Here is a 22,540-nt window from a genome sequence, read left to right as displayed (position 1 = left end):
CTCTTGGCACGGGCCGTTGGAGCCTGTTGCAACGTTGAACCGGCTGATCAGCAGAGAAATCGCGACATCGGGTGGCTCCGCGGAGCCCGGGCCCGCAGTGGGATGATGCGGGCGTGCTGACCACGACCGCCTGCGCCGAACTCCGGGAGGCCTGCCGGGCCGCCAGCTACACGGTCGACGGCGTGCTCGCCGCGATCGGCACTGACGCGCACCGCGCTCTGGGCCGGAACAGTACGGTGCCGGCGGAGCGTGCACTGGCCGGCCGGGACGACCCGCTGGCGACCATGATCAGGACCTTCCTGCTGCAGCGCCCGGTGCCGCGCACCGCCGTCGACGCGGCCTTTCCGGGGCTGGTCCCGGCCATGATCGACACCGGGCTGCTCGCCGACAGCGACGGTACGGTCCGCGCGGTGGTCGATCTTCGCCCCTACGCCTCGGACGAGGAGGGGGACGACCCGTACTGGGTGGTGGCGGACCTGACGCCGGGCCTGGACACCATGATCACGCCGATCAGGCCGGACTACGTGCTCGGCGTCTCGTCGGCGTCGGCGACGCTGGCCCAGCTCACCGTACGGCGGCCGATCGGGCGGGCTCTCGACCTCGGCACCGGCTGCGGCGTCCAGTCGCTGCACCTGGCCGGGCATGCCGAGGCGGTGGTCGCGACCGATCTCAGTCCGCGTGCTCTCGAGCTGGCCCGGCTCACCCTCGCACTGAACGAGGTCGAGGCCGACCTGCGGCACGGCGACCTGTTCCGGCCGGTCGCCGGCGAGCGGTTCGACCTGATCGTCAGCAACCCGCCGTACGTGATGGCACCGCCGAGTCCGGCGGGGCGGCGGCTCACGTACCGGGAAGGGGACCGGGCCGGCGACTCGCTGGTCGAGCAACTGGTCCGGGCCGCGCCCGAGCACTTGACCGAGGGCGGCGTCTGCCAGGTGCTGGCCAACTGGGCCCACGTCGAAGGCCAGGACTGGGCGGACCGGCTCGGCGGTTGGGTCACCGGCTGCGACGTGCACGTGGTGCAGCGCGAGGTGCTCGACCCGGCCGAGTACGTCGAGCTCTGGCTGGCCGATGCCGGCGTGGTCGGCCGGCCGTCCTACCGACAGGAATACGGAGCCTGGCTGGACTATCTGTCCGGGCTCGGCATCACCGGGATCGGGATGGGCTGGATCACCCTGCGCCGCACCGACGCCGAACCCGACGTCACGTACGAACACTGGCCGCACCCGATCGAACAGCCGATCGCGCCGGCCATCACCGAGCGGCTGGACGCCGTCGACACCCTCCGCCGCCGCTCCGACGCGACTCTGCTGAGCTGGCATGTCACGGTCGCCGGCGACGTCTCGGAGGAGTCGCTGGCGACCCCGGGCAGCGGCGACCCGCGGCACGTCGTGCTCCGGCAGGAGCGCGGCTTCCGGCGTGCGGTGGAGGCCGGCACCGCGCTGGCCGGGGTGGTCGGCGCCTGCGACGGCGAGCTGGACCTGGGCACGATCATCGCCGCTGTCGCGACCGTCCTGGAGGCCGACGAAGCGGAACTCAGGGCCGAACTGATGCCGCGATTGCGGACGCTGATTCGGGATGGCTTCCTGCGCTGAGGTACCCTCCCCGCCGAGGGTTCCCGCCCGGCAACCGTATTGACACGCCGATTAGCATCAGGATCACTGCGCCCAAAGTCAGGGTGAGCGCATCGGGGGGTGCGCACGGGGCGGCAGGGGGTGGAACCATACTCACAGTCTCAAGGAGTTGACCTCTCAGTGGCAGCAAAGGCAGGCAGACGCCTGGTGATCGTGGAGTCGCCGACCAAGGCGACCAAGATCGCGAGCTTCCTCGGCGACGGCTATGTCGTGCAGTCGAGTCGCGGCCACGTACGCGATCTGCCGACGGGGGCGGCCGACGTACCGGCGAAGTACAAGGGCGAGAAGTGGGCCCGGACCGGCGTCGATGTCGACAACGGGTTTGCTCCTTTATATGTGGTCAGCCCGGACAAGCGGGCCACCCTGAAGTCGCTGAAGGAGGCCCTGGCCGGGGCCGAGGAACTCCTGCTCGCCACCGACGGTGACCGCGAGGGCGAGGCGATCGCCTGGCACCTGCTGCAGGAACTGAAGCCGAAGGTGCCGGCTCGCCGGATGGTCTTCCACGAGATCACCCCGCACGCCATCGCCGAGGCCGTGGCCAGCCCACGCGAGCTGGACACCGACCTGGTCGACGCCCAGGAGACCCGGCGGATCCTGGACCGGCTGTACGGCTACGAGGTCTCGCCGGTGCTCTGGAAGAAGGTCATGCCGCGGCTGTCGGCGGGCCGGGTGCAGTCGGTGGCGACCCGGCTGGTGGTGGACCGGGAGCGGGAGCGGATCGCGTTCCGCAGCGCCTCCTACTGGGATCTCGACGCGACCCTGGATGCCGGCGCCGAGGCTGAGCCGCCGCAGTTCCCGGCCCGGCTGACCCACGTCGGCCCCGCCCGGGTGGCGCAGGGCCGCGACTTCGACGCCCGCGGTTCCTTGATCACGAAGGCGTCCGAGGAACTGGTCCATCTCGATCAGTCCCGGGCCGAGGAACTGGCCGCGGCGCTGCGCACCGGTACGTTCGCGGTCGGCAGTGTCGAGTCGAAGCCGTACACCCGGCGCCCGTACGCGCCGTTCCGCACCACGACGATGCAGCAGGAGGCCGGCCGCAAGCTCGGCTTCACCGCGCAGCGGACCATGTCGGTGGCCCAGGACCTCTACGAGGGCGGCTACATCACCTATATGCGAACCGACTCGGTCACCCTCTCCAGCACCGCGATCAACGCGGCGCGGAGCCAGGTCCGGCAGCTGTTCGGTGATCAATATCTGCCGGAGCAGCCGCGGGTGTACGCCTCCAAGGTGAAGAACGCGCAGGAGGCGCACGAGGCGATCCGGCCGGCCGGCGAGTCCTTCGCGACCCCGGCCCAGACCGGGCTGACCGGTGATCAATTCCGGCTCTACGATCTGATCTGGAAGCGCACCGTTGCCTCCCAGATGGCCGACGCGCAGGGCAACACGATCACCGTCAAGATCAACGCGCACGCCGACGGCCAGCCCGACTGCACGTTCACCGCGTCCGGTCGCACGATCACGTTCTACGGCTTCCTCAAGGCCTATGTCGAGTCCATCGACGAGGGCGCCGACGGCGAGTCCGACGACAAGCAGACCCGGCTGCCGGCGCTGACCGAGGGCCAGTCGCTGCGGCCGGAGCAGGTGCTCGCGTCCGGTCACGAGACCAAGCCGCCGGCCCGCTACACGGAGCCGTCGCTGGTGGCGAAGCTGGAGGAGCTGGAGATCGGCCGGCCGTCCACGTACGCGTCGATCATCCGGACGATCACCAGCCGGGACTACGTGTTCAAGCGCGGCTCGGCCCTGGTGCCGACCTGGTTGGCGTTCGCCGTGACCCGGCTGCTGGAGGAGCACTTCCCGCGGCTGGTGGACTACAAGTTCACCGCCGAGATGGAGGAGGTCCTTGATCAGATCGCCGACGGTCATGCCGAACGGATCGGGGTGCTGACCGAGTTCTACTTCGGCGATGATGATCTTGAAGGCCTGCACAAGCTGGTCACCGAGCTGGGCGAGATCGACGCCCGCCGGCTGTCCACCTTCCAGGTCGGTGATCTTGATTCCGACATCGTGGTCCGGGTCGGCCGGTACGGGACGTACGTCGAGGACGGCGAGGGCCGCCGGGCCAACGTCGACGACGAACTGCCGCCGGACGAGCTCACTGTTGATCTTGCCAAGGAACTGCTCAGCAAGCCGATGGGCGAGGAGCGCGAGCTCGGGCTGGACCCGGAGACGCACACCATGATCGTCGCGCGGAACGGCCGGTTCGGGCCGTACGTGACCGAGGTGCTGCCCGAGGACGCGCCGAAGAGCGCCAAGCCGCGGACCGGCTCGCTGTTCAAGTCGATGACCGTCGAGGGCGTCACGCTGGAGCAGGCGCTGCAGCTGATGAGCCTGCCGCGGGTGGTCGGGAAGGACGCCGAGGGCACCGAGATCACCGCGCAGAACGGTCGCTACGGCCCGTACCTGAAGAAGGGCACGGACTCGCGGTCGCTCGAGTCGGAGGACCAGATCTTCTCGATCACGCTCGAAGAGGCGGAGCAGATCTACGCCCAGCCGAAGCAGCGCGGCCGGGCCGCGGCCAAGCCGCCGCTGAAGGAACTCGGCAACGACCCGGCGTCCGGCAAGCCTATGGTGATCAAGGACGGCCGGTTCGGTGCGTACGTGACCGACGGCGAGTTCAACGCGACGCTGCGCCGCGGCGACGACGTGGAGACGATCACTCCGGAACGGGCGGCGGAACTGCTGGCCGAGAAGCGGGCCAAGGGACCGGCGCCGAAGAAGCGGGCCGCGAAGAAGGCGCCGGCGAAGAAGGCCGCCGCGAAGAAGGCACCGGCGAAGAAGGCGGCCGCGAAGAAGGCGCCGGCCAAGAAGGCGGCCGCCAAGAAGACCGCGTCCGGGACCGTGGCGAACGACTCGAACGGTGGCGCCTCGAACGGCGGGTCCGTCGGCAACGGCCGGCCGTCCGAGGTCGCCGCCTCCGACTCCGGGCACTGATCCGGAGGGCGGCCGTGGCCAAGCGCAAGCATTCGGCGGAGGCGATCGTCGAGCCGGCTGCTGCCGATTGGCCGGTCCGGTTCGAGATGCCGTACCCGGCGACGGCGCCGCGGCTGATCAATCCGGACCTGGGGCTGGCCGCGCTGGTCGGCCGGGCCGGCTCGGACGCGACGTACACGATGGACGTCACGGTGCTGGACGCCCCGGACCACCGGCTGCTGCGGTCCGGGGTGGTGCTGGCGCACCGGGTCGTCGGCGAGCGCGGCGAGTGGTATCTCGCCGCTTCCGCCTGGGCTCCGCTGCTGCCGGCCGAGCGCTCCGAACCGATGGGGTACGGGGACCTGCCGGACGAGCTGGCCCGGCTGATCCGCCCGTTCCGGCGGCGGGCCCCGCTGGGACCGGTGGCCGCGCTGACCTGCGACCGCCGCGAGTTCGAGTTCCGCGACGCCGACGGGCGCGGCCTGGCGCTGCTGCGGGACGACCGGATGACCGTGCGGCGGGGCGGGGTGACCACTGCGCGCTACCGCGAGGTCACGCTGGCCGGATCCGGTCCCGGTCCGACGCCCGAGCAACGGACCTGGCTGGTCGAGGCGCTGAGCGGAGTCGGCGGCACCCTGATCGACGAGTTCCCGCCGCTGGTGCAGCGGCTGGGGGCGCCGGCGACCGGGTTGACCGACTTCCCGGCCGCCGAGCCGCCGGGCAGCGAACTGCCGTTCGGGGCCTTCGTGGCCCGCTGGCTCGCGGTCCGGCTGCGGGCCCTGATCGCGGCCGACCTCCGGCTGTCCGGGGCCGCCGACGACAAGACCGACGCGCTGCTGGCCGCCGACGTCGTCGCCGAGGTGTCCCGGCTCCGGGACGAGGCCGAGGCCCTGTCCGGCGTGCTGGACGCCGACTGGATCTCCGACCTGGACGAGGAACTGGACTGGATCGTCGATGCCGGTACGGGCTCCGGTTCGGGCGTGGTGTCCGCACTGCGGACCCGGTTGCGCGGGGAACGCTACCTGGCCGTGCTCGACAGGCTGGTCAGCGCGATCCGGGCCCCGAAGGTCGGCCACCTGGACCGGCTGCCCGCCGGCGACGTGACCGGGACCGTCGTCGACGATGCGCGGGCCGAGGCGTTCGCGGCCGGCGACGGCCTCTCCCCGGAGTCCGGCCGGGCGGAGTGGGACAACCTGGCCGACGCGCTCGCCGCGTACCACCGGGCGCTGCGGCTGACCGAGATCGGACCCGACTCCGGCTTCGCCGGGGAGCGGCGCCGGCTGGACCGGGCTCGGCAGGCCTTCGCCGTCGTCACCGATCGCGCGCAGCGGGTCGACCGGATCCGGGAGAGCGCCGCGGACACGACGCCCGGCGAGGCCTTCGAACTGGGCCGCCGCTACGAGCGGCAGCTGACCGAGCTGGCCGCGGACCGGGCCGAGTTCCTGCGTCGCTGGGCGAAGGTGGTGAAGAAGTCGTGACCGGCCTGTTCATCGTCTTCGAGGGCGGCGACGGGGTCGGCAAGTCGACCCAGGCCCGCCGGCTCGCGGCCTGGCTGGGGGAGCGGGGCCACGAGGTGGTCCGGACCTTCGAGCCGGGAGACACCCCGGCCGGGCGGGAGATCCGGCGGCTGGTGCTGGACCACGCCTCCGGCGAGCTGGATCCCCGAGCCGAGGCGCTGCTCTACGCGGCGGACAAGGCGCAGCATCTGTACGAGCTCGTCCGGCCGGCGCTGCAGCGCGGTGCGGTCGTGGTGTGCGACCGCTACATCGACTCCATGCTGGCGTACCAGGGCGCCGGGCGGGTGCTGGATCTGGGCGAGGTGTCCCGGATCGCCCGCTGGGCCACCGCCGACCTGCGGCCCGACCTGACCGTGCTGCTCGACCTCGATCCGCGGCAGGCGGTCAGCGGCAAGTCGGTCAAGGACAAGCTCGAGTCCGCCGGGGAGTCGTTCCACGATCGGGCCCGGCAGCACTTCCTCGACCTGGCCGCCGAACGTCCCGCCGACTACCTGGTGCTGCCGGCCCGGGACTCCGAGGCCGCGATCGCGGCCGCGGTCGCGGATCGGGTCGCGGCCCTGCTGTCGGACCGTTCCGGCACACTGACGTCATGACGACCACCCGCCCTGAGTCTGTCGAAGGGCCGCCCGGCACCGCGCCCCCTGAGCCCGTCGAAGGGCTGCCCGGCGTCTGGGCCGAGCTGATCGGCCAGGAGCGTTCGGTCGCCGTGCTCCGCCGCGCCGTCGCCGGCGAACGCAACGCGATGGCCCACGCCTGGCTGGTCACCGGCCCACCGGGGTCCGGCCGGTCCAACGTCGGCCGCGCGTTCGCGGCGGCGCTGCAGTGCACCCGCGGTGGCTGCGGTGAGTGCTCCGCATGCCGTACGTCGCTCTCCGGGGCCCATCCCGACGTGACCCTGGTCCGGACCGAACAGCTGTCGATCGGGGTCGACGAGGTCCGCGACCTGGTCCGCCGGGCCGCGATGAGCCCGACCATGGGACGGCGGCAGGTGCTCGTCGTCGAGGATGCCGACCGGGTCACCGAACGAGGCGCGGACGCGCTGCTGAAGAGCATCGAGGAACCGGCCGCGAAGACCGTCTGGATCCTCTGCGCCCCGACAGTCGACGACGTGGTGCCGACGATCCGGTCCCGGTGCCGGCTGCTGACACTGCAGACGCCGACCGTCGACGCCGTGGCCCGGCTGTTGCAGGTCCGCGACGGCATCACACCGGAGCTGGCCGAGTTCGCCGCCCGGGTCGCCCAGGGCCACGTCGGCCGGGCCCGGGTGCTGGCCCGCAACGAGGCCGCCCGGGACCGCCGGGCTGCCGTACTCGCGATTCCTGGTCGGCTCACCGACCTCGGTTCCTGCCTGCGCGCGGCCGCCGAGCTGGTCGAGGCCACCGCGGAGGAAGCGGCCGCGGCCACCGGCGAGCTCGACCAGAAGGAGAAGGCGGAACTGTCCGAGGCGCTCGGCTTCGGTACGAAAGGGGCCCGGCCGCGGCACGCCCAGGCCGCGATGAAGGAGCTGGAGGATCAGCAGAAGGCCCGGGCCAAACGGTTCCAGCGGGACGCGATCGACCGGGCGCTGACCGAGCTGACCGGGTTCTACCGGGACCTGCTCAGCCTGCAGACCGGTTCCGGCGCGCCGCTGGTCAACGCCGAGCTCGCGCCCCAGCTCGGCGTCCTGGCACGGAAGTCGACGGCGACCTCGACCCTGCACCGGATCGATGCGCTGCTCGCCTGCCGGGAGGCCCTGGAGAACAACGTCGCGCCCCTGCTGGCGGTCGAGGCGGCACTGATCGGCCTGGCCAGAGGCTAGTGCTCCGGGCGGCTGTCCCAGTCCGTGGATCGGATTTGCAACTCGGCCGAGTTCTAGTAGTGTTTCGCACAGGTTGCCGGAGGGCACGAACCCCCGAGCGTTCTCTCCGGCAACCGCTCCAGATCATGGAGATCCGAGCCGCCCGATGAGGGCGGCTTTTTTAGGTTCGGGCACAGGCTCCGGTGTTAGGGTTGTTGGCAAGTTTCCTAAGCGGCACGAAAGTGCCACCGGGTGGAGCCCCCCGTCCCCACCCGCCCCCGGAAGGCCCGGCTGCCCCCGCAACGCCGGGCCTTCCCCCTGTCCGGACCCGGTCCGATTCCGCGGCGGAAACCGTCTCGTTCTCGCGGGGTCGGCCGCCGGTGATCAGGGGTTCGGACGGTAGGCTCGGTTCATGGTGGTGGGGTGCGGACGATCCGTCTTGCCACGCCCGCGCGCGGCCGTACTGCCGGCCTTGATCGGCGCCGTCGCTCTGCTCGCCTCCTGCTCGCTGCCGCCGATCGGTCCGGGTCGTCCGACGCCGACCCCGAGCAGCACTCCTTCGGTCTCCGTCAGCACGCCGACGCCGAACTCCGAGGCCGGTCGGCCGGTGCAGAGCCCGCCGGCCGTCCAGCCGAACGGGTTCGCCGAGCCGCCGCCGGGACGCGGGCTGGACCGGTACCGGGCGCAACGGATCTCCTGGTCCGAGTGCGGCGGTGACGCGGAGAACCGGATCGAGTGCGCCTCCGTGCTGGTGCCGCTGGACTTCAAGCAGCCCGACGACACCGCGATCACGCTCGCGCTGGCCCGCCGGCCGGCCACCGTACAGCCGCGGCTGGGCAGCCTGTTCATCAATCCCGGCGGGCCGGGCGGCTCCGGGATCGACTACCTCAGCTACTTCGACCGGACCGGCCTCGAGGCGTACGACCTCGTCGGCTGGGACCCGCGGGGCGTGGCCCGGTCCACTCCGGTGACCTGCTTCGGCGGCGAGCAGATGGACGCGTTCACCGAGCTGGACATCTCGCCGGACGACGATCAGGAGGACCTGGCGTTGCAGGAGGCGAACCGGAAGTTCGGCGAATCCTGCCTGGAACGATCCGGTGAGCTGCTCCAGCACGTGTCCACCGAGGAGACCGTCCGTGATCTTGATCTGCTCCGGCATCTGGTCGGTGATCGGAAGCTGAACTACTTCGGCGCTTCGTACGGCACCGAGATCGGCGCCTACTACGCGCACTTCTTCCCTGGTCGGACCGGCCGGCTGGTGCTGGACGGCGCGGTGTCGCTGTCGCCGGACGAGGAGGTCAGCCAGGCCCAGGGCTTCGAACGGGCCCTGACCGACTTCGCCGAGTGGTGCGCCAAGGAGAGCTGCCGACTCGGCGACACGGCGGAGGAGGTGACGACGGCGATCACCGACCTGTGGAAGTCGCTGGACAGCCGGCCGCTCGAGGTCGGCAGCCGGGTACTCACCCAGACGCTCGCGGTGACCGCCGTGCTGCAGGTGCTGTACGACGACGAGGAGGGTTGGCGGCTGCTGGCCCAGGCGCTGCAGCTGGCGATCACCGAGGACAACGGCCAGGGCCTGCTCTACTTCGCCGACCAGTACAACCAGCGTGATGATCAAGGAAACTTCGGCCAGCTGAACTACGGCTTTTCCGCGGTCCGCTGCCTGGACAACGACGACGAGGGTATCGACGAGGCCCGCAAGGAGGCGGCCGACGACGCCCGGATGGCACCGGTGATCGGCCCCTACATCGGCCTCGACTACACCTGCCCGCTGTGGCCCGTGAATGCCCGGAAGCGGCCGGCCGAGATCACCGGCAAGGGACTACCGCCGATCATCGTGATCGGCAACACCGGCGATTCCGCGACGCCGTACGAATATGCGGTGAAGATGGCCGACCAGCTCGAATCGGGCGTCCTGATCACGTACCGAGGACAGGGCCACCTGTCCTACCGGCGCAGCGCGTGCGTCCGGAGCCTGGTGATCACCTACCTGACCGAGGACCGGCCGCCGCAGGACGGAGCCAAGTGTTGATCTTGGTCCGGGGACACGGTTGATCCGGTCGGTGGCGCTCCGGGCCGTGCAACCGGACGGGCGCCTGAAGTTCGCCCTGGCCGCCTTCGAGCTGGAGCGCACCGATGATCATGTCGTGCTGTACGTCCCCGTCGGAGCCCCCGGGTTCAATCGGCGCGGCGAGCGGGCCGGCCCGCGCGGTGCCTTCCTGCTGCCGGACCGGTGGGAGCCGGGCCTGCACCCGCGGCCCTGGCGGCACCAGGACGTCGTGATGGTGCACCGGTTCGCCGACGAATGGTCCACCTGGCGCTGGCTTGATGATCAGCGGGACTGGACGCCTGGCGCCTACGTCAACCTCGAGCGACTCTGGGTGTCGCGGCCGCAGACGTACGACACGGACGATCTGACCCTGGATGTCGTGGTGTCACCCGGCGGGGACGTACGGCTCAAGGACGAGGACGAACTGGCCTGGGCCGAGGCCGAGGGCATCTACGCCCCGGAAACCGCCGCCGCGATCCGGACCATCGGCGACCGTGCCCTGACTCACTTCGGCAACGGCGGCTGGCCCCTTGACGCCGCCTGGGACCGCTGGCGTGCACCCTCCGATCTCGGCCTGCCCTCTCTGCCGGACGGCTGGGACCGGGTGCCGTGACCAGCTACCACCTGGCCTTCGCCGGTGTCGACGGTTCGGGCAAGACGACGCAGGCGAAGCTCCTCGCGGAGTCGCTGCTGGCCGAAGGACGGCCGGCCGTCTTCGTCCCGAGCGTGAGCATGCGGCCGGTCCGGGCGCTGCTCGACCGGATCGCCGCTGACCGCGGGCTCGATGATCATGTCGCACTGCTCGGCCCGGACACGGCCCGGCTGATCGCCGCGATCCACAAGTGGACGAGCCTCGACCCGCTGCGGGAGGCGCTCGCCGTCCCGGGCCGGGTGGTGATCACGGACCGCGGCGTGCTCTGTCAGTATGCGGTGGCGCGCGCGGTCGGGGCCGGCAACGAGGACCTGATCAGAGAGGTCTTCCGTGACGCACCGGTGCCGGACCTGACGATCTACCTGGACGTTCCCGGCGAGTTGGCGGCGCGCCGGCTGGCCGGGCGAGGGGAGTCCGAACACACGCCGGAGGATCTGGACGGTCTGGCCCAGGCCTATCGCTCGCTCCCCGAGGCCGAGCGCTTCGCCGTGATCGACGGCTCAGCCGACCTGGCATCGGTGCGCCGTGCGATCGCCGTGGCCGCTGCGAGCGCCATCGGCAGAGGAGCCTGCTGGCGGAATCGTTCCAGGGGTGTTCCGGGGTGCGGGCCAACCAGCGGGCTGGACCGCAAGATTTCTCGTGGCCGGTGATCCGGTCGCAACGAGCGGACGAAAAGGGCTCTCGAGCGGTCGGAGGCGGTCAAACAGTCCGCTCGATGTCGCGTGAGCCGGACTGTCGACCACGGACCGCAGGATTTTCGGCGAAGGCCCTGGAGTGCGGAGCACAGGCTTGACCAGGCGAGGCTGTCCAACGGGATGGTCGGTGACACAGATCTGCCACGCAACCTGCCCCGGTCCTCCGGGCTCCCGCTCCGTCATCTGGCGCGCCCGTTGCAAGGCAGATCTGTGTCACTCGCGATTTGCCAGGCTCGGCGTCCGTTATGGGCCGGCATCAACTCTGATAGCCCTTGATCAACTCGACGACTCGGACGCGCGCAGTGGCTGCGTCGAGGCCCGATTCGGTCAGGAGTTGCGCGGCCAGGGCGTCGGGGTTGCGGTAGAACGCGAGCAGCAGGTGCTCGGTGCCGACGTAGTTGTGTCCCATCTCCTTCGCCTCGACCTCGGCGTCGGTCAGGGATCGCACCGCGCGGCCGGTCCAGGGCGGCTGGCCGCCCGCCGTCGCTGACCCGTCCGGGGTGCGGGCTCGAACCGCGGCCAGCACCTGGTCACGGGTCAGCTCCGCGCCGGCGAGGATCCTGGTCGCGACCGCGGTCGGCTCGGCGTACATCCCGAGCAACAGGTGCTCGGTGCCGACGTAGTCCTGGCCGGTCTCGGCAGCGGCCACGATCGCGGCCTTCACCACGTTTCTGGTCCGGGCCGTGAAGTGCTCGAAGGGCGGCCGGCTGGCAGCGTCGAAGGCGGCGAGCCGGCCGGTCGCCGTGAAGCGTTTGTGGGCGGCCTGTTTCGTGACGCCGAGGACCGAGCTGATCTCGACCCACGAACAGCCTTCGGTACGGGCTCGGTCGACGAAGTGGCCGAGCACGGCGTCGGCGGTGTCGGTCAGGTCGCCGGCCAGCGTCGCCGCGGCCGCGAGGCGCTCCAGCGGACCGCGGTCGGCGTCCGCGGCGACCCGGTCGATGAGGTCCTGAATGGTGGGGCTCTGAGTCATGTCGTCAACCCTAGGTTGACGGGCCTGGATCGTCAACCCGGGGTTGACGAGATATTCCTCCAAGAAAGTTCGGCCGAAGTGTCGATCCGGGCATTCCGTCTTCGACTCAGGAGTAGAAGCAAGCAAATCCCGTGAGGAGAAGGTCATGCAGATTCCGAGGGCACTTCGGCCCCTGAGCACCCCGGCGTACCGCTGGCTCGCGGGTGCGCTCGTCTCGTCCCTGGTCGGCTCCGGCGTCTGGATGGTGGCGCTGGTCTGGCAGATCGTCGCCATCGGCGGCGGTGCCGCCGATCTCTCGCTGGCCGCCGGCGCCTCCGCGGTCGGCCTCCTGGTCACCTCACTGCTCGGCGGCGCGCTGGCCGACCGGATGTCGCAGCGGCGGATCCTGCTCGTGGTCGAGGCGACCCGGGCCTTCACCATCGGCATCGTCGCGCTGCTCTCGTTGAGCGGGTCGCTGCAGCTGTGGCACCTGGCGACGGTCGCGTTCATCGGCGGCGTGGTGGGCGGGCTGTACTACCCGGCCTACTCGGCGCTGCTGCCGACCGTACTGCCGGAGGACCAGCTGCTCGCGGCCAATGGCTTCGAGGGGATGACCCGGCCGGTGTTGATGCAGGCCGGCGGGCCGGCCCTGGCCAGCGCCCTGATCGCGATCACCTCGCCGGGTGCCGCGCTGGTCGTGACGGCCCTGACCGGCGTCGTCGCCGTGCTGTGCATCCTGCGGATGCCGAAGCCGGCCGCTCGCGAATCCGTACCGGAGCAGGAAGAGTCGGCTCCCGTGAACCCGGCACTGTCGCTGCTGGGTGACGTTCAGGAGGGCTTCCGCTACATGGTCCGGACACCGTGGCTGCTCGGCACGCTGGTCTTCGCGTCGCTGTTGATCTTCGTCATGATGGGCCCGTTCGAGGTGCTGGTGCCGTTCGCGATCAAGGACAACGCCGGCGGCGGCCCGCAGCAGCACGCGTTCGTGCTCGCGGCGTTCGGCATCGGCGGTGCGGTCGGTTCGATGGTGGTGGCTTCGCTGAAGCTGCCGAAGCGGTACCTGACCGTGATGAACCTGCTCTGGGCAGGCGGCTGCGTCCCGCTGGTCGTGTTCGGCGTGACCGATCAGGTGTGGCTGATGGTCCTGGCCGCGTTCCTGGTCGGGGCCGCGTTCAACGGCGGCGTGGTGATCTGGGGGACGCTGCTGCAGCGGCGGGTGCCGTCGCACATGCTGGGCCGGGTCTCCAGCCTCGACTTCTTCGTCTCCTGCGCCTTCATGCCGATCTCGATGGCTCTGGCCGGTCCGGCCGGCGAAGCCGTCGGGCTGCCGGTGGTGTTCGCCGTCGCCGGCCTGGCGCCGCTGCTGATCGGGGCCGTCGCGATCATCGCGGCCCGGATGCGGACCGACGAACTGGCCAACCCCCTGGATGCCGAGACCGAGCAGGCCGACGCCGAGCCCGAGTCGGTGCCGCCGGTGCCGGTTCTGGTCGAAACCGCTGCCTGATCACCGCCAACCGGGTTGGATGACGGTCATGACCGAGGAACAGCAGGCCGAGCGAGTGCTGGCCGGGACGCGCTATCTGGTCCTGTCCACTGCCGATGCCGACGGCAACCCGTGGGCGACCCCCGTGTGGTACGCCCGCGACGGGCAGCGGTTCTTCTGGGTGTCGCGTCCCTCGGCCCGGCACTCGGCCAACCTGGAGGTACGGACCGAGGCGGCCCTGGTCGTCTTCGACTCGCAGGTCCCGGTCGGCGGCGCCAGCGCCTACTACGCGAAGGTGACCGCCGGCCAGGTCGCGCCGGACGACCTGGCCGACGGGATCGCGATCTTCAGCCGCGAATCGGAGGCACAGGAGCTCGGCGCCTGGGGTCTCGACCGGGTCACCGGCGAGGCCCCGTTCCGGCTCTACTGCGCAAGGGTGACCGAGAGCTGGGTGCTCGCCGAGGACGGCGGCCCGGACCGGCGCCTGCCGCTCGCGACGCCCTGACCCGCCTCTGCGGCGTCCTTGATCAACGCGACCCGGCTGGAAATCTCCTGACGTCGTTGTCGATCCGGTCGGTCGTCGTTCGACCTACGGATGACAACACACCAAGCCGGGCTCGGCCCGGACGATCAAGGAGAAATGATCATGGGATTCATCAAAGCCAGCCTGTTCATCTCGCTCGACGGCGTCATCGAGGCGCCCGAGGCGTGGCACTTCCCGTACTTCGATGATCAAATGGGCGAGGTCGTCGGCCGGCTGATGGGCGAGGCCGAAGCCACCCTGCTCGGCCGCAAGACGTACGAAGGCTTCGCCGCCTACTGGCCCAACGCCGACCCGAGCGATCCGACCACGGAGTTGATGAACAGCGCCCGCAAGTACGTCGTGTCGAACACCCTCACCGATCCGACCTGGCAGAACACGACCGTGATCAACGGCGACATCGCCGCCGAACTGACCCGGCTCAAGAAGAGCACGAACCTGAGCACCACCGGGAGCGCGAGCCTGGTCCGCTGGCTGGTCGAGCAGGGCATGGTCGACGAGCTGCACCTGCTGGTCCACCCGATCGTCGTCGGTCACGGCGAGAAGCTGTTCACCGACGGCGAGACCGTACCGCTGAAGCTGCTCTCCTCGACCACCTTCGACTCCGGCGTGCTCCACCTCGTCTACACCAACGCCGACCCGGAGTGATCACGGCGCCTTGCGAGGTGCTTCTGTCAGCCCGGGCCGTCGGGATGGATGAGGTCGTAGGCCCGGGCGACCTTCTGCGGGACCACCATCCGCCAGGCGTCCACGACGAGCTCGCGTGCCTCGGTCGGGTCCAGCGCGGCCAGGTCGGCGTGGACCCAGTTGAACTTCAGGTCTCGCTCCAGCGGCATCCGGAACTTCTCCGGCTCCCCGGCCACGAGCGCGGCTCGCTCCTCCTTCGGGTACGCGAACTCCATCACCGTCTCGTCGAGGGAGAACGCGACGTAGACGATCTGCTTGACCCGGAACTTCAGGCGCCCGCGGACGTACACCGGATAGGAGCGCTCCAGCTCCGAGCCCAGCGCGCGAACATCCTCGATCACCGCCATGGCCTACCTCCCAACTCGGTGTCCAGGAGCAGTATAGACCGATCAGTCTATCTAGGACTCGCGCCTGTTCGTGCTTGACTCGAGGGCCGAGCCGGGTTGATCTATCGACCGAGGAAGGGATCGCGACATGACAGACAGCAGACTGCGGGCGATGACCTGGAACCTGTGGTGGCGCTTCGGTCCGCACTGGCGCGACCGTCAGCCGGGGATTCTGGAGACGCTGCGCCGAGTCGATCCGGATGTCATCGCGCTGCAGGAGGTGTGGGCCGACCGTGACTCGAGCCAGGCCGAGGTATTCGCGGCGGCGCTCGGCTTCCACGCCCGCTTCGCCGCGCCGTCCTACCCGCTGCCGCCGCGGCAGCCGGAGGATCCGGACCACGCTGGCGTCGAACTCGGCATCGCCGTCCTCAGTCGGTGGCCGATCCTCGACGCGCAGATCAGCGTCCTGCCGGCCCGACACCGGGCTTGGGACCCGGTATCACTGACCGTACGGGTGGACCACCCCGCCGACCCGCTGCCGATCGTCGCCACCTGCCTGGACTACGGCGTCGCCTACACCGACGACCGGATCGCGCAGGGCCGAGCGGTCGCAGACCTGGCCACCGATCCGCGGTGCGACGGGCCCTGTCCGGTGCTGCTGCTGGGCGACCTCAACGCCGCCGCCGACTCGCCGACCCTGCGTTACGTCGGCGACGTGCTGATCGATGCCTGGGCTGCCGGAGGCGGCGACCCGACCGCGACGACCCTGCCCTCCAGTCATCCGTCTGCGCCGCTCGAAGCGGGCCCGCAACTGGTCGACCAGCGGATCGATCACATCTTCTACCGGCCGGGCCACGAGGACCAGGAGGTGATCGTGGAGGGCGTACGGATCGTCGGCGACCCGGTGGACGGGATCCACCCCTCTGATCACCGCGCCGTGGTCGCGGACCTGCGCTGGAGGAACCGCGGGCCCGTCTGACCGGCGGACCTGTCTGGTGCAGATCACCCTTCAGACAAGGGATCCTGAGCGTGGAGCCGCCTAGGAGAGTCGAACTCCTGACCTATTCATTACGAGTGAATCGCTCTGCCAACTGAGCTAAGGCGGCCTGTGCTGGTCGGCCCGGGGGTCCGGGTCGGTGCACGGTTGGAAACTATATCGAGCCCTGGCCTGCTCGGCGAAATCGTTGTGGTCGGTTCTTGGCCGACCTGCTGTCGGAGAGCCGAATCGCCCCTTGGCGGCCGCTGGGTACGCCAAGCCGGGTTCGCGGCACCCGGCTCTGGGTAAGCGTCAGGACAAGGACCAATCCAGCGGAAGGAACCTTCATGAGTGAGACCGAGACCGGTACGGTGACCGGCACCAAGGACAAGACCTACAACATCATCTGGTTCGTCGAGGCCTGCTTGAGCAACGCGCTGCGGCTCGAGGGCTACATCCAGGACGCCGAACGAGACGGTGATACTGAACTGAGCGAGTTCTTCCGTCGGGCCCAGGGCGAGAGCCGGAAGGGTGCCGAGCAGGGCAAGAAGCTCCTCGCCGCGAGGCTCGGCTGACGCGTTGACGATGGGCGACGGGGACGAGGCCACGACTCCGGTGCCGGTCGCTGGGCTCGACCATGCAGTGATCGGCGTCTCCGACTGGGCTGCGGCCACCGCGTTCTACCGGGACGTGATCGGGGCGGAGGTCATTCCGCTCGAGGGGGATCGGGTGTCGTTCCGGGTCGGGGCCACGCAACTGAACGTGCACGGCCCCGGTGCGGATCTGACCGACAACGTGGCCCGGTTGCCGGTCCGGCCGGGCAACAGCGATCTCTGTTTCCAGTGGGCGGGCACCATCGAGGACGCCGTACGGCACCTGGCCCGGCACGGGGTGACCGTCGAGCTCGGCCCGGTCGAGCGTCCCGGGGCCAGGGGCCGGGGCGTCAGCATCTACTTCCGCGATCCGGACGGAAGTCTGCTGGAATTCATCAGCTACGGCTGAGGACGCCTCGCCGGCCGGTCCGGCTTGGCGAGCCGCATGATCAACAACAGGGCGACGCCGATCGCCATCACGAACGCTGCGAACGACCAGATGGCCGGCTCCTGCTGGGAGAGCAGCATGAGGCAGGACAGGATCCCGAGCACGGGAACCGGAGTCCACACCGTGAAGTGCCGGTGTGGCACCCGATCGCGGCGCAAGATCAACACCTGCCAGATTCGTGCTGAGGAAGACGAACAGGATCAAGAGCACGACGGCCGAGGCCAGGGTCTCCAGGCTGCCGATCAAGGTCAACGCCCCCGCGAAGAGCGTGGTGACCGTGATCGCGACCCACGGCGTCCTCCGGTTCGGTAGCACCCGGCCGAGCACGCCCGGGAGCAGGCGCTGTTCGGCCATCCCGTACGCCATCCGGCTGGCCATGATCATCGTCAGCAGCGCACCGTACGCCGAGATAGACGATGCCCGCCGTGGCGAGCGCGCCGAAGAGCGCTCGCGGATACCGGCGCGACGGATCTCGGATCTCCTCCGCGATGTTGGCCGAGGTTTCGAACCCGAGGAACGAGTAGTACGCGATGATCGCACCGCCCAGCACGACCAAGCCGGGGTCGCCCCCGGCCGGAAGCTGGCCGACCCGGCCGAGGTCACCGTCTCCACCGTCGACGAAGATCGCGGCGACGATGATCACCACCAGCAGGCCGCTGATCTCGATCACCGTCATGATCAGATTGGAACGCAACGACTCGGTGATCCCGCGGGCGTTCACGAGGCCGATCAGGACGAGGAAGATCATCGCGGCCGGAATCCTCGGTACGTCGAGGAACGTGGCCAGGTAGTCGCCGGCGAAGGCCAAGGCGAAACCGGCCGCGCTGACCACACCCGCCGCCACCATCGCGTACCCCACCAGATAGGAGACCACCCGCCCGTCGCAACCGGGTTCGGCCGACCGACTCGACGGCGTCGTCGACGGATGGAGCCGGCGGTGTCATGGACGGTGGGTACCCAGCGATGAACCGTACGGAACGCCGCGGTCCCGGCCGAGCCAGCGGTACCCGTAGCCACCGAGCGTCAGACCCGCCGCGGGCGGCGGGTAGGGCCGGTCAGCGACGATCTCCGCGTAGTGCTCAAGTCCCGGGATCCGAAGGGTGACGTCCACCTCGCCGGGGGAGAGGTTGATCATCGTGATCAGGTCGGCCGACGACTCGGGGAAGCGGAGCGCCAGAACGGAATCCGGGCCCGCCTCCAGCACCTCGCAGGTGCTGACCGCAAGATCGGGATGGGCCGCGCGGGCGTGCACCAGCCGGCGTACCCGCGCCAGCAGACTGTCGTCGGTGTCGCGTTGATCAGCGACGTTCGTTCGCCGGTACCCGAGCGGCCCGTCGGGCACCGCCCGGGCAATGGTGCGGTCCGGCGGCGCCGTCGAGAACCCGGCGTTGGGCTTGCCCGACCACTGCATCGGGATCCGTACCGCCCGCCTTTCGGAGCGAGCAAGATCATCACCCATGCCGATCTCGTCCCCGTACAGCAGGACCGGAGTGCCCGGCAGGCTGAGCAGCAGGGCGTGGGCCATCGCGATCCGGCGGTGATCACCGTCGAGCATCGGCGCGAGTCGCCTGCGGATCCCGCGCCCGTACGACCGCATCCTTTCCTCGGGAGCGAACGCTTCCAGGACCTCCTTGCGCTCGGTCTCGGTCAGCTGTTCGAGATCGAGTTCGTCGTGGTTGCGCAGGAAGTTGGCGAAGCGGGCCGGCGCCGGCGGCACCGGGATCTCGATCAAGGACTCGCGGATCGGCTGCCCGGACTCACGGGTCAGGGCCAGGAAGAGGTGATTGTTCATCCAGAAGTTGAGCAGCATGGAGAGCCGGTCGCCGGCTCCGTAATAGCCCGCGTACTCGTCGACCGGCACATCCACCTCGCCGAGCAGCAACGCGCCGGGCCGCCGATCGGTCACGTAGCGGCGCAGATCATCGAGGAGCCACAGGCCGTCGTCGCGCGGGTCCGCGGCCCGGGCCCGTTCCACCATGTACGGCACGGCGTCGATCCGGAAACCGGCCACGCCCCGAGACAGCCAGTGGTCGATCACCCGATACAAGGCATCCCGGACGGCCGGCTGAGCAAGATCAAGATCCGGTTCGTGCCGGTAGAACATGTGCCGGTAGTACTGACCGGCCTGCTCGTCCCAGGACCAGACCGAGTCCTCGACACCCGGGAACACCGGCTCCAGTTGATCTTGAGGCTCGTCGTCGGACCAGAGATAGTACGAACGGTACGGCGAGTCGCGGTCGCTCCGAGCCTGCTGGAACCACCGATGATCGATCGAGGTGTGCTGGGCCACCAGGTCGATGATCACCCGCAGGCCGAGTTCGTCGGCCCGCTCCAGCAGCCGATCGAAGTCTTCCGGCCTGCCGAACCGCGGATCAACCCCCAGATGATCGACGACGTCGTAGCCGCCGTCGCGGTACGGCGTGGGATAGAAGGGCAGCAGCCAGATCCAGTCGGCACCGAGATCACGAACGTACTCGAGTCGTTCGGTGATACCGGCCAGGTCACCGCAACCGTCGCCGTCGCTGTCGTAGAAGAGGGCCGGATCGATCTGATAGATGATCGCGTCCTCGAAGCCTGGCTCCTGCATCACCGTTCTGCGGCGCTCCGCGTCGTCCGCACTCGTCCCGTGGCCACCCGCCTGCTCCCATCGTCTGCGTCCGAGATCAGGTCTGTACCCACGCGCAGCTGGCCCGAATCGTCGGTGCCGAGAACGCGATCACTTGTCCTTTAGGCCGTCGCCGCGGAAGGCGACCGCGTAGTGCCGGCGCGCCTCGTCCACCGCGGCATCGCTGACCCGGCCGAGGGGCGTCGGGTCGACCACCAGCGGCTCGTGGTCGGGTCCCGTTCCCACCTCGCGACCGACCAGCAGCCAGGGCCGATTTCCGCGTTCCTTTCCGAGATCGAGGTACTTGCACAGGCGACGGGCGACCCAGTCCACCGTCGATCGGGTCCACCACGACGGCGGCGTCAAGGTGCTCACCGACAGGCCGGGCAGGTCGACCTCGGCCTCGAAGTCGCGGCTCACCCGATGGGCGTCGGCCTCCGGTCCGCGCGAGTAACGCACGTAGACCACGTCGTCACAGTCCTCGACCACCTGGACGATCTCGATCAGGCTCCGCAACGTCCGCACCTCGCCCATGGCGACTCCTTCATGGCTGGCTACGGTTTCACCGGGGTTGGCGTTCGTCTCCAGCCTCCCACCAGAAGGCCGTTCAGGACGAGAGGGTAGCGTTCGCCCCAGGCACGTCGTGCGGGGTTCAAGATCAATTTCGTACGGAGGTTCGCCGGCTGAGCGTGTGACACCACGTGGCACACCGCCGCGAGGCCCACCGGAGGAGGAAGCGATGAGGACCTGGGTTGTGACCGAGGGTTCGCCGAGTGCGGCGCCCGCGACCGGATCGGGGGTCGTTCGGTGACCCGGGCCGAGGTCCTGGACCAGGCCCGGCGCTACGCGACTGCCGACTCGTTGCAGTGCAGCATCGACGCGACCGCGCACGGGCCGCGCGCCGAGACCGAACTGATTGCCGACTTCCTGGCCGACGCCAACCCGTACCCCGACGGGACCGTGGTGGAGGTCCTGGACCGGTTGACCGGACGGTGGGAGCCCGCGGTCATCATCGACCGAGCCTGGCCGAACGAGTGGCAGATCGACTTCCACGACACCGCGCTGGGCCGGGAGCGGGCCGATCACACCCAGATCCGGTACCCGACGCATGCTGGTGACGGCAGGCCGAGGTCCGGCTCGGGCAGCGGGGACCAGGAGTCGGCCAGCTACCGGAGAGCGGCCGTCGGTGAAGAACTTCCGCGCGGCCGCCGTTCGCGCTGACCTGTCTGCCTGCCCCGCCGGGCGGCGGCCGGCCCGACTGATCCGGATCAGGCCGGCGAAATCCGGGGTGGCGGCCGGCTGACTGGGTACGGGCAAGCGGTGGACCTGATCGAACCCTTCAGCCCCGACGCCGCGGTCGCCCGCATCGACGGCGCCTTGACCGGGATCGCGTCCCGCCAACTGCGCGCGGGTACGGACAGCGAGGTGCTGGCCTGGCCGGGCGCGGTGATCGTGACGGAGTTGAGGATCCCCGGTGCCGTGACCGCGCGGCATCGGCCCGCCGAACTCGTCAGCCTCTACCAGGTCTGGACGGCAGAGGTGCTGGAGGCGCTGCACGACCGGCGAGCCCGGCACCTCGGCGCGAGCGGTGATCGGGTCACCGCGGTCTACGCGACGCCGGCACAGTCCGATGTTGCCGCGGTGTTCGATCTGGCTGCCCGGGCGAACACGCTGCGCTGGGTGGTCAACCGGGCGTTGCGCCGGCAGACCCGGGAACCGATCGACGCCGGCATCGGAGTCGACGCCGGCCCGGTGCTCACGATCAGTACGTACCAAGATCAGAATCCGGCCGTCGAGACCACGGTCCACTTCGGCGAGCCCATCACCCGGGCCGAGGACCTGGCTCGGATCGCGGGCCAGGGCAATCCCGAGCCGGTCTGGTGCGGTGCCGACTTCGTCGACCAGCTCGACCGGGGACGTCGGCGGCTGCTCGCCGAGGCGGTCGACCTCGGCCAGGAGGCCGACGCCTACTCGGGTCATCCGGTCGACGACGAGTTGTGGTCCTGGGCCGAGACCCGGTCGATCCGACGGGCCGGCTGATCGGCGTTTCCGCCGGCCCGCGGTTGGGTACCAGCGCAGCAGAGGAATGTTCCCCGGCGTTCCTCGATCGGGGCTTCGACGCGTTCCGGCCGGGTTTCCCCGTCCTCGGCCGTCCGAGCGCGTCGGAGCTGCCCGGTCCGTGAAAGCGAGGTGTCGGGTGGTGGCGGAGACCGAATTCCATGTGGTGCCGAGGGCAGCGCACTGGGAGGTCGTCCAGGAGGGTCAGGTCCGGGAGGTCTTCAATTCCAAGGAACTGGCGATCGCGGCGGCGCGGGACCTGGCCGGCGAGGAATCGTCGGCCCGGGTGGTCGTTCACGGCGCGGATGCCCAGGTGATCGAGGACGGGGATCGGTCGTCCGCCGCGGAGGCCCCGGCGGGCGGGGCGACCGCGGCACGAGCGGAACGGGAGCAGCCCTGATCGTCCGACCGGGCCGTGCTACTTCCGGACCCGTACCCTGACCGGTCGAGGAGTTGTTCCGCCGGCGAGGCGGGCGAACTCGCGCAGGATCTCGACGGCGTTGTTGATCGCATCCGCGACGGCGGCGGCAGCGCGGCGGGCGAGTCCTCTTGCGGCGTGGGTGAGGTGCCGAGCGCTCTGGCCTACGGTCATGGCGGACCTTTCTGCTGAATCCACGGTCTCCTCGAACGTACTCCCTG

At 70.0% G+C, this 22,540-nt stretch carries 23 protein-coding genes, 1 tRNA gene and 2 pseudogenes; 17 read left to right on the top strand and 9 right to left on the bottom strand.

Features of this window, described 5'->3' with window-relative positions:
• Nucleotides 1–113 precede the first annotated feature (113 nt).
• From BKA15_RS14425 to BKA15_RS14390, 8 genes are all read left to right on the top strand, one after another.
• Nucleotides 114–1,592 (top strand): DUF7059 domain-containing protein, encoded by a 1,479-nt coding sequence (locus BKA15_RS14425; RefSeq protein WP_179751847.1) that lies wholly within the window; start codon nt 114–116, stop codon nt 1,590–1,592.
• A gap of 159 nt (nt 1,593–1,751) precedes the next feature.
• Nucleotides 1,752–4,562 carry a type I DNA topoisomerase gene (gene topA / locus BKA15_RS14420; protein ID WP_179751845.1) on the top strand — a complete coding sequence of 937 codons (2,811 nt, stop codon included), beginning with the start codon at nt 1,752–1,754 and terminating at the stop codon, nt 4,560–4,562.
• A gap of 14 nt (nt 4,563–4,576) precedes the next feature.
• Entirely contained in the window at nt 4,577–6,019 is a 1,443-nt protein-coding gene (locus tag BKA15_RS14415; RefSeq protein WP_179751843.1) for a CYTH domain-containing protein, read from the top strand.
• Nucleotides 6,016–6,651, top strand: a complete 636-nt coding sequence (gene tmk, locus BKA15_RS14410) for a dTMP kinase (protein ID WP_179751841.1) — start codon at nt 6,016–6,018, stop codon at nt 6,649–6,651. The genes BKA15_RS14415 and tmk overlap by 4 nt, the downstream gene beginning before the upstream one ends.
• Nucleotides 6,648–7,856 carry a DNA polymerase III subunit delta' gene (locus BKA15_RS14405; RefSeq protein ID WP_179751839.1) on the top strand — a complete coding sequence of 403 codons (1,209 nt, stop codon included), beginning with the start codon at nt 6,648–6,650 and terminating at the stop codon, nt 7,854–7,856. The genes tmk and BKA15_RS14405 overlap by 4 nt, the downstream gene beginning before the upstream one ends.
• A gap of 418 nt (nt 7,857–8,274) precedes the next feature.
• Entirely contained in the window at nt 8,275–9,867 is a 1,593-nt protein-coding gene (locus tag BKA15_RS14400; protein WP_179751837.1) for an alpha/beta hydrolase, read from the top strand.
• Nucleotides 9,868–9,886: 19 nt separating this feature from the next.
• The gene (locus BKA15_RS14395) at nt 9,887–10,498 is read left to right on the top strand and encodes a DUF402 domain-containing protein (RefSeq protein WP_179751835.1); all 612 of its coding nucleotides are present in this window, start codon (nt 9,887–9,889) and stop codon (nt 10,496–10,498) included.
• Nucleotides 10,495–11,187, top strand: coding sequence for a nucleoside/nucleotide kinase family protein (locus BKA15_RS14390; protein WP_179751833.1), 693 nt, complete (start codon nt 10,495–10,497; stop codon nt 11,185–11,187). Before BKA15_RS14395 ends, BKA15_RS14390 begins: the two co-directional genes overlap by 4 nt.
• 301 nt (nt 11,188–11,488) lie before the next feature.
• On the opposite strand, the gene BKA15_RS14385 is transcribed toward BKA15_RS14390, so the two are convergent.
• Complete coding sequence (locus BKA15_RS14385) at nt 11,489–12,205, bottom strand: Clp protease N-terminal domain-containing protein (protein ID WP_179751831.1); 717 nt, start codon at nt 12,203–12,205, stop codon at nt 11,489–11,491.
• Nucleotides 12,206–12,350: 145 nt separating this feature from the next.
• Here BKA15_RS14385 and BKA15_RS14380 point away from each other — a divergent pair, with 145 nt between their 5' ends.
• The 3 genes from BKA15_RS14380 to BKA15_RS14370 all read left to right on the top strand — a co-directional run bounded on the left by BKA15_RS14380 (nt 12,351) and on the right by BKA15_RS14370 (nt 14,856).
• Nucleotides 12,351–13,688 (top strand): MFS transporter, encoded by a 1,338-nt coding sequence (locus tag BKA15_RS14380; RefSeq protein WP_179751829.1) that lies wholly within the window; start codon nt 12,351–12,353, stop codon nt 13,686–13,688.
• Between the two features lie 28 nt (nt 13,689–13,716).
• Nucleotides 13,717–14,172 carry a pyridoxamine 5'-phosphate oxidase family protein gene (locus tag BKA15_RS14375; protein WP_179751827.1) on the top strand — a complete coding sequence of 152 codons (456 nt, stop codon included), beginning with the start codon at nt 13,717–13,719 and terminating at the stop codon, nt 14,170–14,172.
• A 141-nt stretch (nt 14,173–14,313) separates the two neighbouring features.
• Nucleotides 14,314–14,856 (top strand): dihydrofolate reductase family protein, encoded by a 543-nt coding sequence (locus BKA15_RS14370; RefSeq protein ID WP_179751825.1) that lies wholly within the window; start codon nt 14,314–14,316, stop codon nt 14,854–14,856.
• A gap of 26 nt (nt 14,857–14,882) precedes the next feature.
• Here BKA15_RS14370 and BKA15_RS14365 read toward each other — a convergent pair whose 3' ends face one another.
• A complete protein-coding gene (locus BKA15_RS14365) occupies nt 14,883–15,242 on the bottom strand; it encodes an MmcQ/YjbR family DNA-binding protein (protein ID WP_179751823.1) in 360 nt (119 codons plus the stop codon).
• A gap of 127 nt (nt 15,243–15,369) precedes the next feature.
• On the opposite strand from BKA15_RS14365, the gene BKA15_RS14360 reads away from it, so the two are divergent.
• The gene (locus tag BKA15_RS14360; RefSeq protein ID WP_179751821.1) at nt 15,370–16,200 is read left to right on the top strand and encodes an endonuclease/exonuclease/phosphatase family protein; all 831 of its coding nucleotides are present in this window, start codon (nt 15,370–15,372) and stop codon (nt 16,198–16,200) included.
• A 51-nt stretch (nt 16,201–16,251) separates the two neighbouring features.
• Here the strand turns inward: BKA15_RS14360 and BKA15_RS14355 are convergent.
• Nucleotides 16,252–16,327 (bottom strand) — tRNA-Thr (locus BKA15_RS14355).
• A 217-nt stretch (nt 16,328–16,544) separates the two neighbouring features.
• Here BKA15_RS14355 and BKA15_RS14350 point away from each other — a divergent pair.
• Together BKA15_RS14350 and BKA15_RS14345 are read left to right on the top strand one after the other, a co-directional pair.
• The gene (locus tag BKA15_RS14350) at nt 16,545–16,772 is read left to right on the top strand and encodes a hypothetical protein (protein ID WP_179751820.1); all 228 of its coding nucleotides are present in this window, start codon (nt 16,545–16,547) and stop codon (nt 16,770–16,772) included.
• A gap of 10 nt (nt 16,773–16,782) precedes the next feature.
• On the top strand, nt 16,783–17,199 hold the full coding sequence (locus BKA15_RS14345; RefSeq protein ID WP_179758463.1) for a VOC family protein: 417 nt from the start codon (nt 16,783–16,785) through the stop codon (nt 17,197–17,199).
• On the opposite strand, the gene BKA15_RS34875 is transcribed toward BKA15_RS14345, so the two are convergent.
• The 5 genes and pseudogenes from BKA15_RS34875 to BKA15_RS14330 all read right to left on the bottom strand — a co-directional run bounded on the left by BKA15_RS34875 (nt 17,190) and on the right by BKA15_RS14330 (nt 20,377).
• Nucleotides 17,190–17,405: a hypothetical protein gene (locus tag BKA15_RS34875; protein ID WP_218871319.1), complete on the bottom strand. Its 216-nt coding sequence runs from the start codon at nt 17,403–17,405 to the stop codon at nt 17,190–17,192. The two genes, BKA15_RS14345 and BKA15_RS34875, sit on opposite strands and share 10 nt — an antisense overlap.
• Before the next feature lie 70 nt (nt 17,406–17,475).
• A pseudogene (locus BKA15_RS37280) lies at nt 17,476–17,592 on the bottom strand (hypothetical protein); the annotation flags it as partial.
• Nucleotides 17,593–17,650: 58 nt separating this feature from the next.
• Nucleotides 17,651–18,097 (bottom strand): annotated as a pseudogene (locus tag BKA15_RS37275) (amino acid permease); the annotation flags it as partial.
• 81 nt (nt 18,098–18,178) lie between these two features.
• Complete coding sequence (locus tag BKA15_RS14335; protein WP_179758462.1) at nt 18,179–19,825, bottom strand: alpha-amylase family protein; 1,647 nt, start codon at nt 19,823–19,825, stop codon at nt 18,179–18,181.
• 129 nt (nt 19,826–19,954) lie between these two features.
• Nucleotides 19,955–20,377 carry a DUF6098 family protein gene (locus BKA15_RS14330; RefSeq protein ID WP_179751818.1) on the bottom strand — a complete coding sequence of 141 codons (423 nt, stop codon included), beginning with the start codon at nt 20,375–20,377 and terminating at the stop codon, nt 19,955–19,957.
• Between the two features lie 273 nt (nt 20,378–20,650).
• On the opposite strand from BKA15_RS14330, the gene BKA15_RS14325 reads away from it, so the two are divergent.
• The 3 genes from BKA15_RS14325 (at nt 20,651) to BKA15_RS14315 (ending at nt 22,301) form a co-directional block, all read left to right on the top strand.
• Nucleotides 20,651–21,064: a hypothetical protein gene (locus BKA15_RS14325; protein ID WP_179751816.1), complete on the top strand. Its 414-nt coding sequence runs from the start codon at nt 20,651–20,653 to the stop codon at nt 21,062–21,064.
• 99 nt (nt 21,065–21,163) lie between these two features.
• Nucleotides 21,164–21,883 (top strand): hypothetical protein, encoded by a 720-nt coding sequence (locus BKA15_RS14320; protein ID WP_179751814.1) that lies wholly within the window; start codon nt 21,164–21,166, stop codon nt 21,881–21,883.
• A 160-nt stretch (nt 21,884–22,043) separates the two neighbouring features.
• The gene (locus tag BKA15_RS14315) at nt 22,044–22,301 is read left to right on the top strand and encodes a DUF2188 domain-containing protein (RefSeq protein WP_179751812.1); all 258 of its coding nucleotides are present in this window, start codon (nt 22,044–22,046) and stop codon (nt 22,299–22,301) included.
• An 18-nt stretch (nt 22,302–22,319) separates the two neighbouring features.
• Here the strand turns inward: BKA15_RS14315 and BKA15_RS14310 are convergent, their stop codons facing one another.
• The gene (locus BKA15_RS14310; protein ID WP_179751810.1) at nt 22,320–22,493 is read right to left on the bottom strand and encodes a hypothetical protein; all 174 of its coding nucleotides are present in this window, start codon (nt 22,491–22,493) and stop codon (nt 22,320–22,322) included.
• Nucleotides 22,494–22,540: the final 47 nt, after the last annotated feature.

Source organism: Microlunatus parietis (assembly GCF_013407955.1).
GTDB classification, from domain to species: Bacteria; Actinomycetota; Actinomycetes; order Propionibacteriales; family Propionibacteriaceae; genus Microlunatus; species Microlunatus parietis.
The sequence above is the reverse complement of the archived record's forward strand: the minus strand, read 5'-3'. Positions and strand labels throughout refer to the sequence as shown.

What these genes read in the sequence shown, in the direction of transcription:
- BKA15_RS14310 (WP_179751810.1), bottom strand. Translation starts at nt 22,493, where the DNA reads ATGACCGTAGGCCAGAGCGCTCGGCACCTCACCCACGCCGCAAGAGGA.
- BKA15_RS14365 (WP_179751823.1), bottom strand. Translation starts at nt 15,242, where the DNA reads ATGGCGGTGATCGAGGATGTTCGCGCGCTGGGCTCGGAGCTGGAGCGC.
- BKA15_RS14380 (WP_179751829.1), top strand. Translation starts at nt 12,351, where the DNA reads ATGCAGATTCCGAGGGCACTTCGGCCCCTGAGCACCCCGGCGTACCGC.
- BKA15_RS14370 (WP_179751825.1), top strand. Translation starts at nt 14,314, where the DNA reads ATGGGATTCATCAAAGCCAGCCTGTTCATCTCGCTCGACGGCGTCATC.
- BKA15_RS14360 (WP_179751821.1), top strand. Translation starts at nt 15,370, where the DNA reads ATGACAGACAGCAGACTGCGGGCGATGACCTGGAACCTGTGGTGGCGC.
- BKA15_RS14345 (WP_179758463.1), top strand. Translation starts at nt 16,783, where the DNA reads ATGGGCGACGGGGACGAGGCCACGACTCCGGTGCCGGTCGCTGGGCTC.
- BKA15_RS14335 (WP_179758462.1), bottom strand. Translation starts at nt 19,825, where the DNA reads ATGCAGGAGCCAGGCTTCGAGGACGCGATCATCTATCAGATCGATCCG.
- BKA15_RS14350 (WP_179751820.1), top strand. Translation starts at nt 16,545, where the DNA reads ATGAGTGAGACCGAGACCGGTACGGTGACCGGCACCAAGGACAAGACC.
- BKA15_RS14405 (WP_179751839.1), top strand. Translation starts at nt 6,648, where the DNA reads ATGACGACCACCCGCCCTGAGTCTGTCGAAGGGCCGCCCGGCACCGCG.
- BKA15_RS14330 (WP_179751818.1), bottom strand. Translation starts at nt 20,377, where the DNA reads ATGGGCGAGGTGCGGACGTTGCGGAGCCTGATCGAGATCGTCCAGGTG.
- BKA15_RS14375 (WP_179751827.1), top strand. Translation starts at nt 13,717, where the DNA reads ATGACCGAGGAACAGCAGGCCGAGCGAGTGCTGGCCGGGACGCGCTAT.
- BKA15_RS14385 (WP_179751831.1), bottom strand. Translation starts at nt 12,205, where the DNA reads ATGACTCAGAGCCCCACCATTCAGGACCTCATCGACCGGGTCGCCGCG.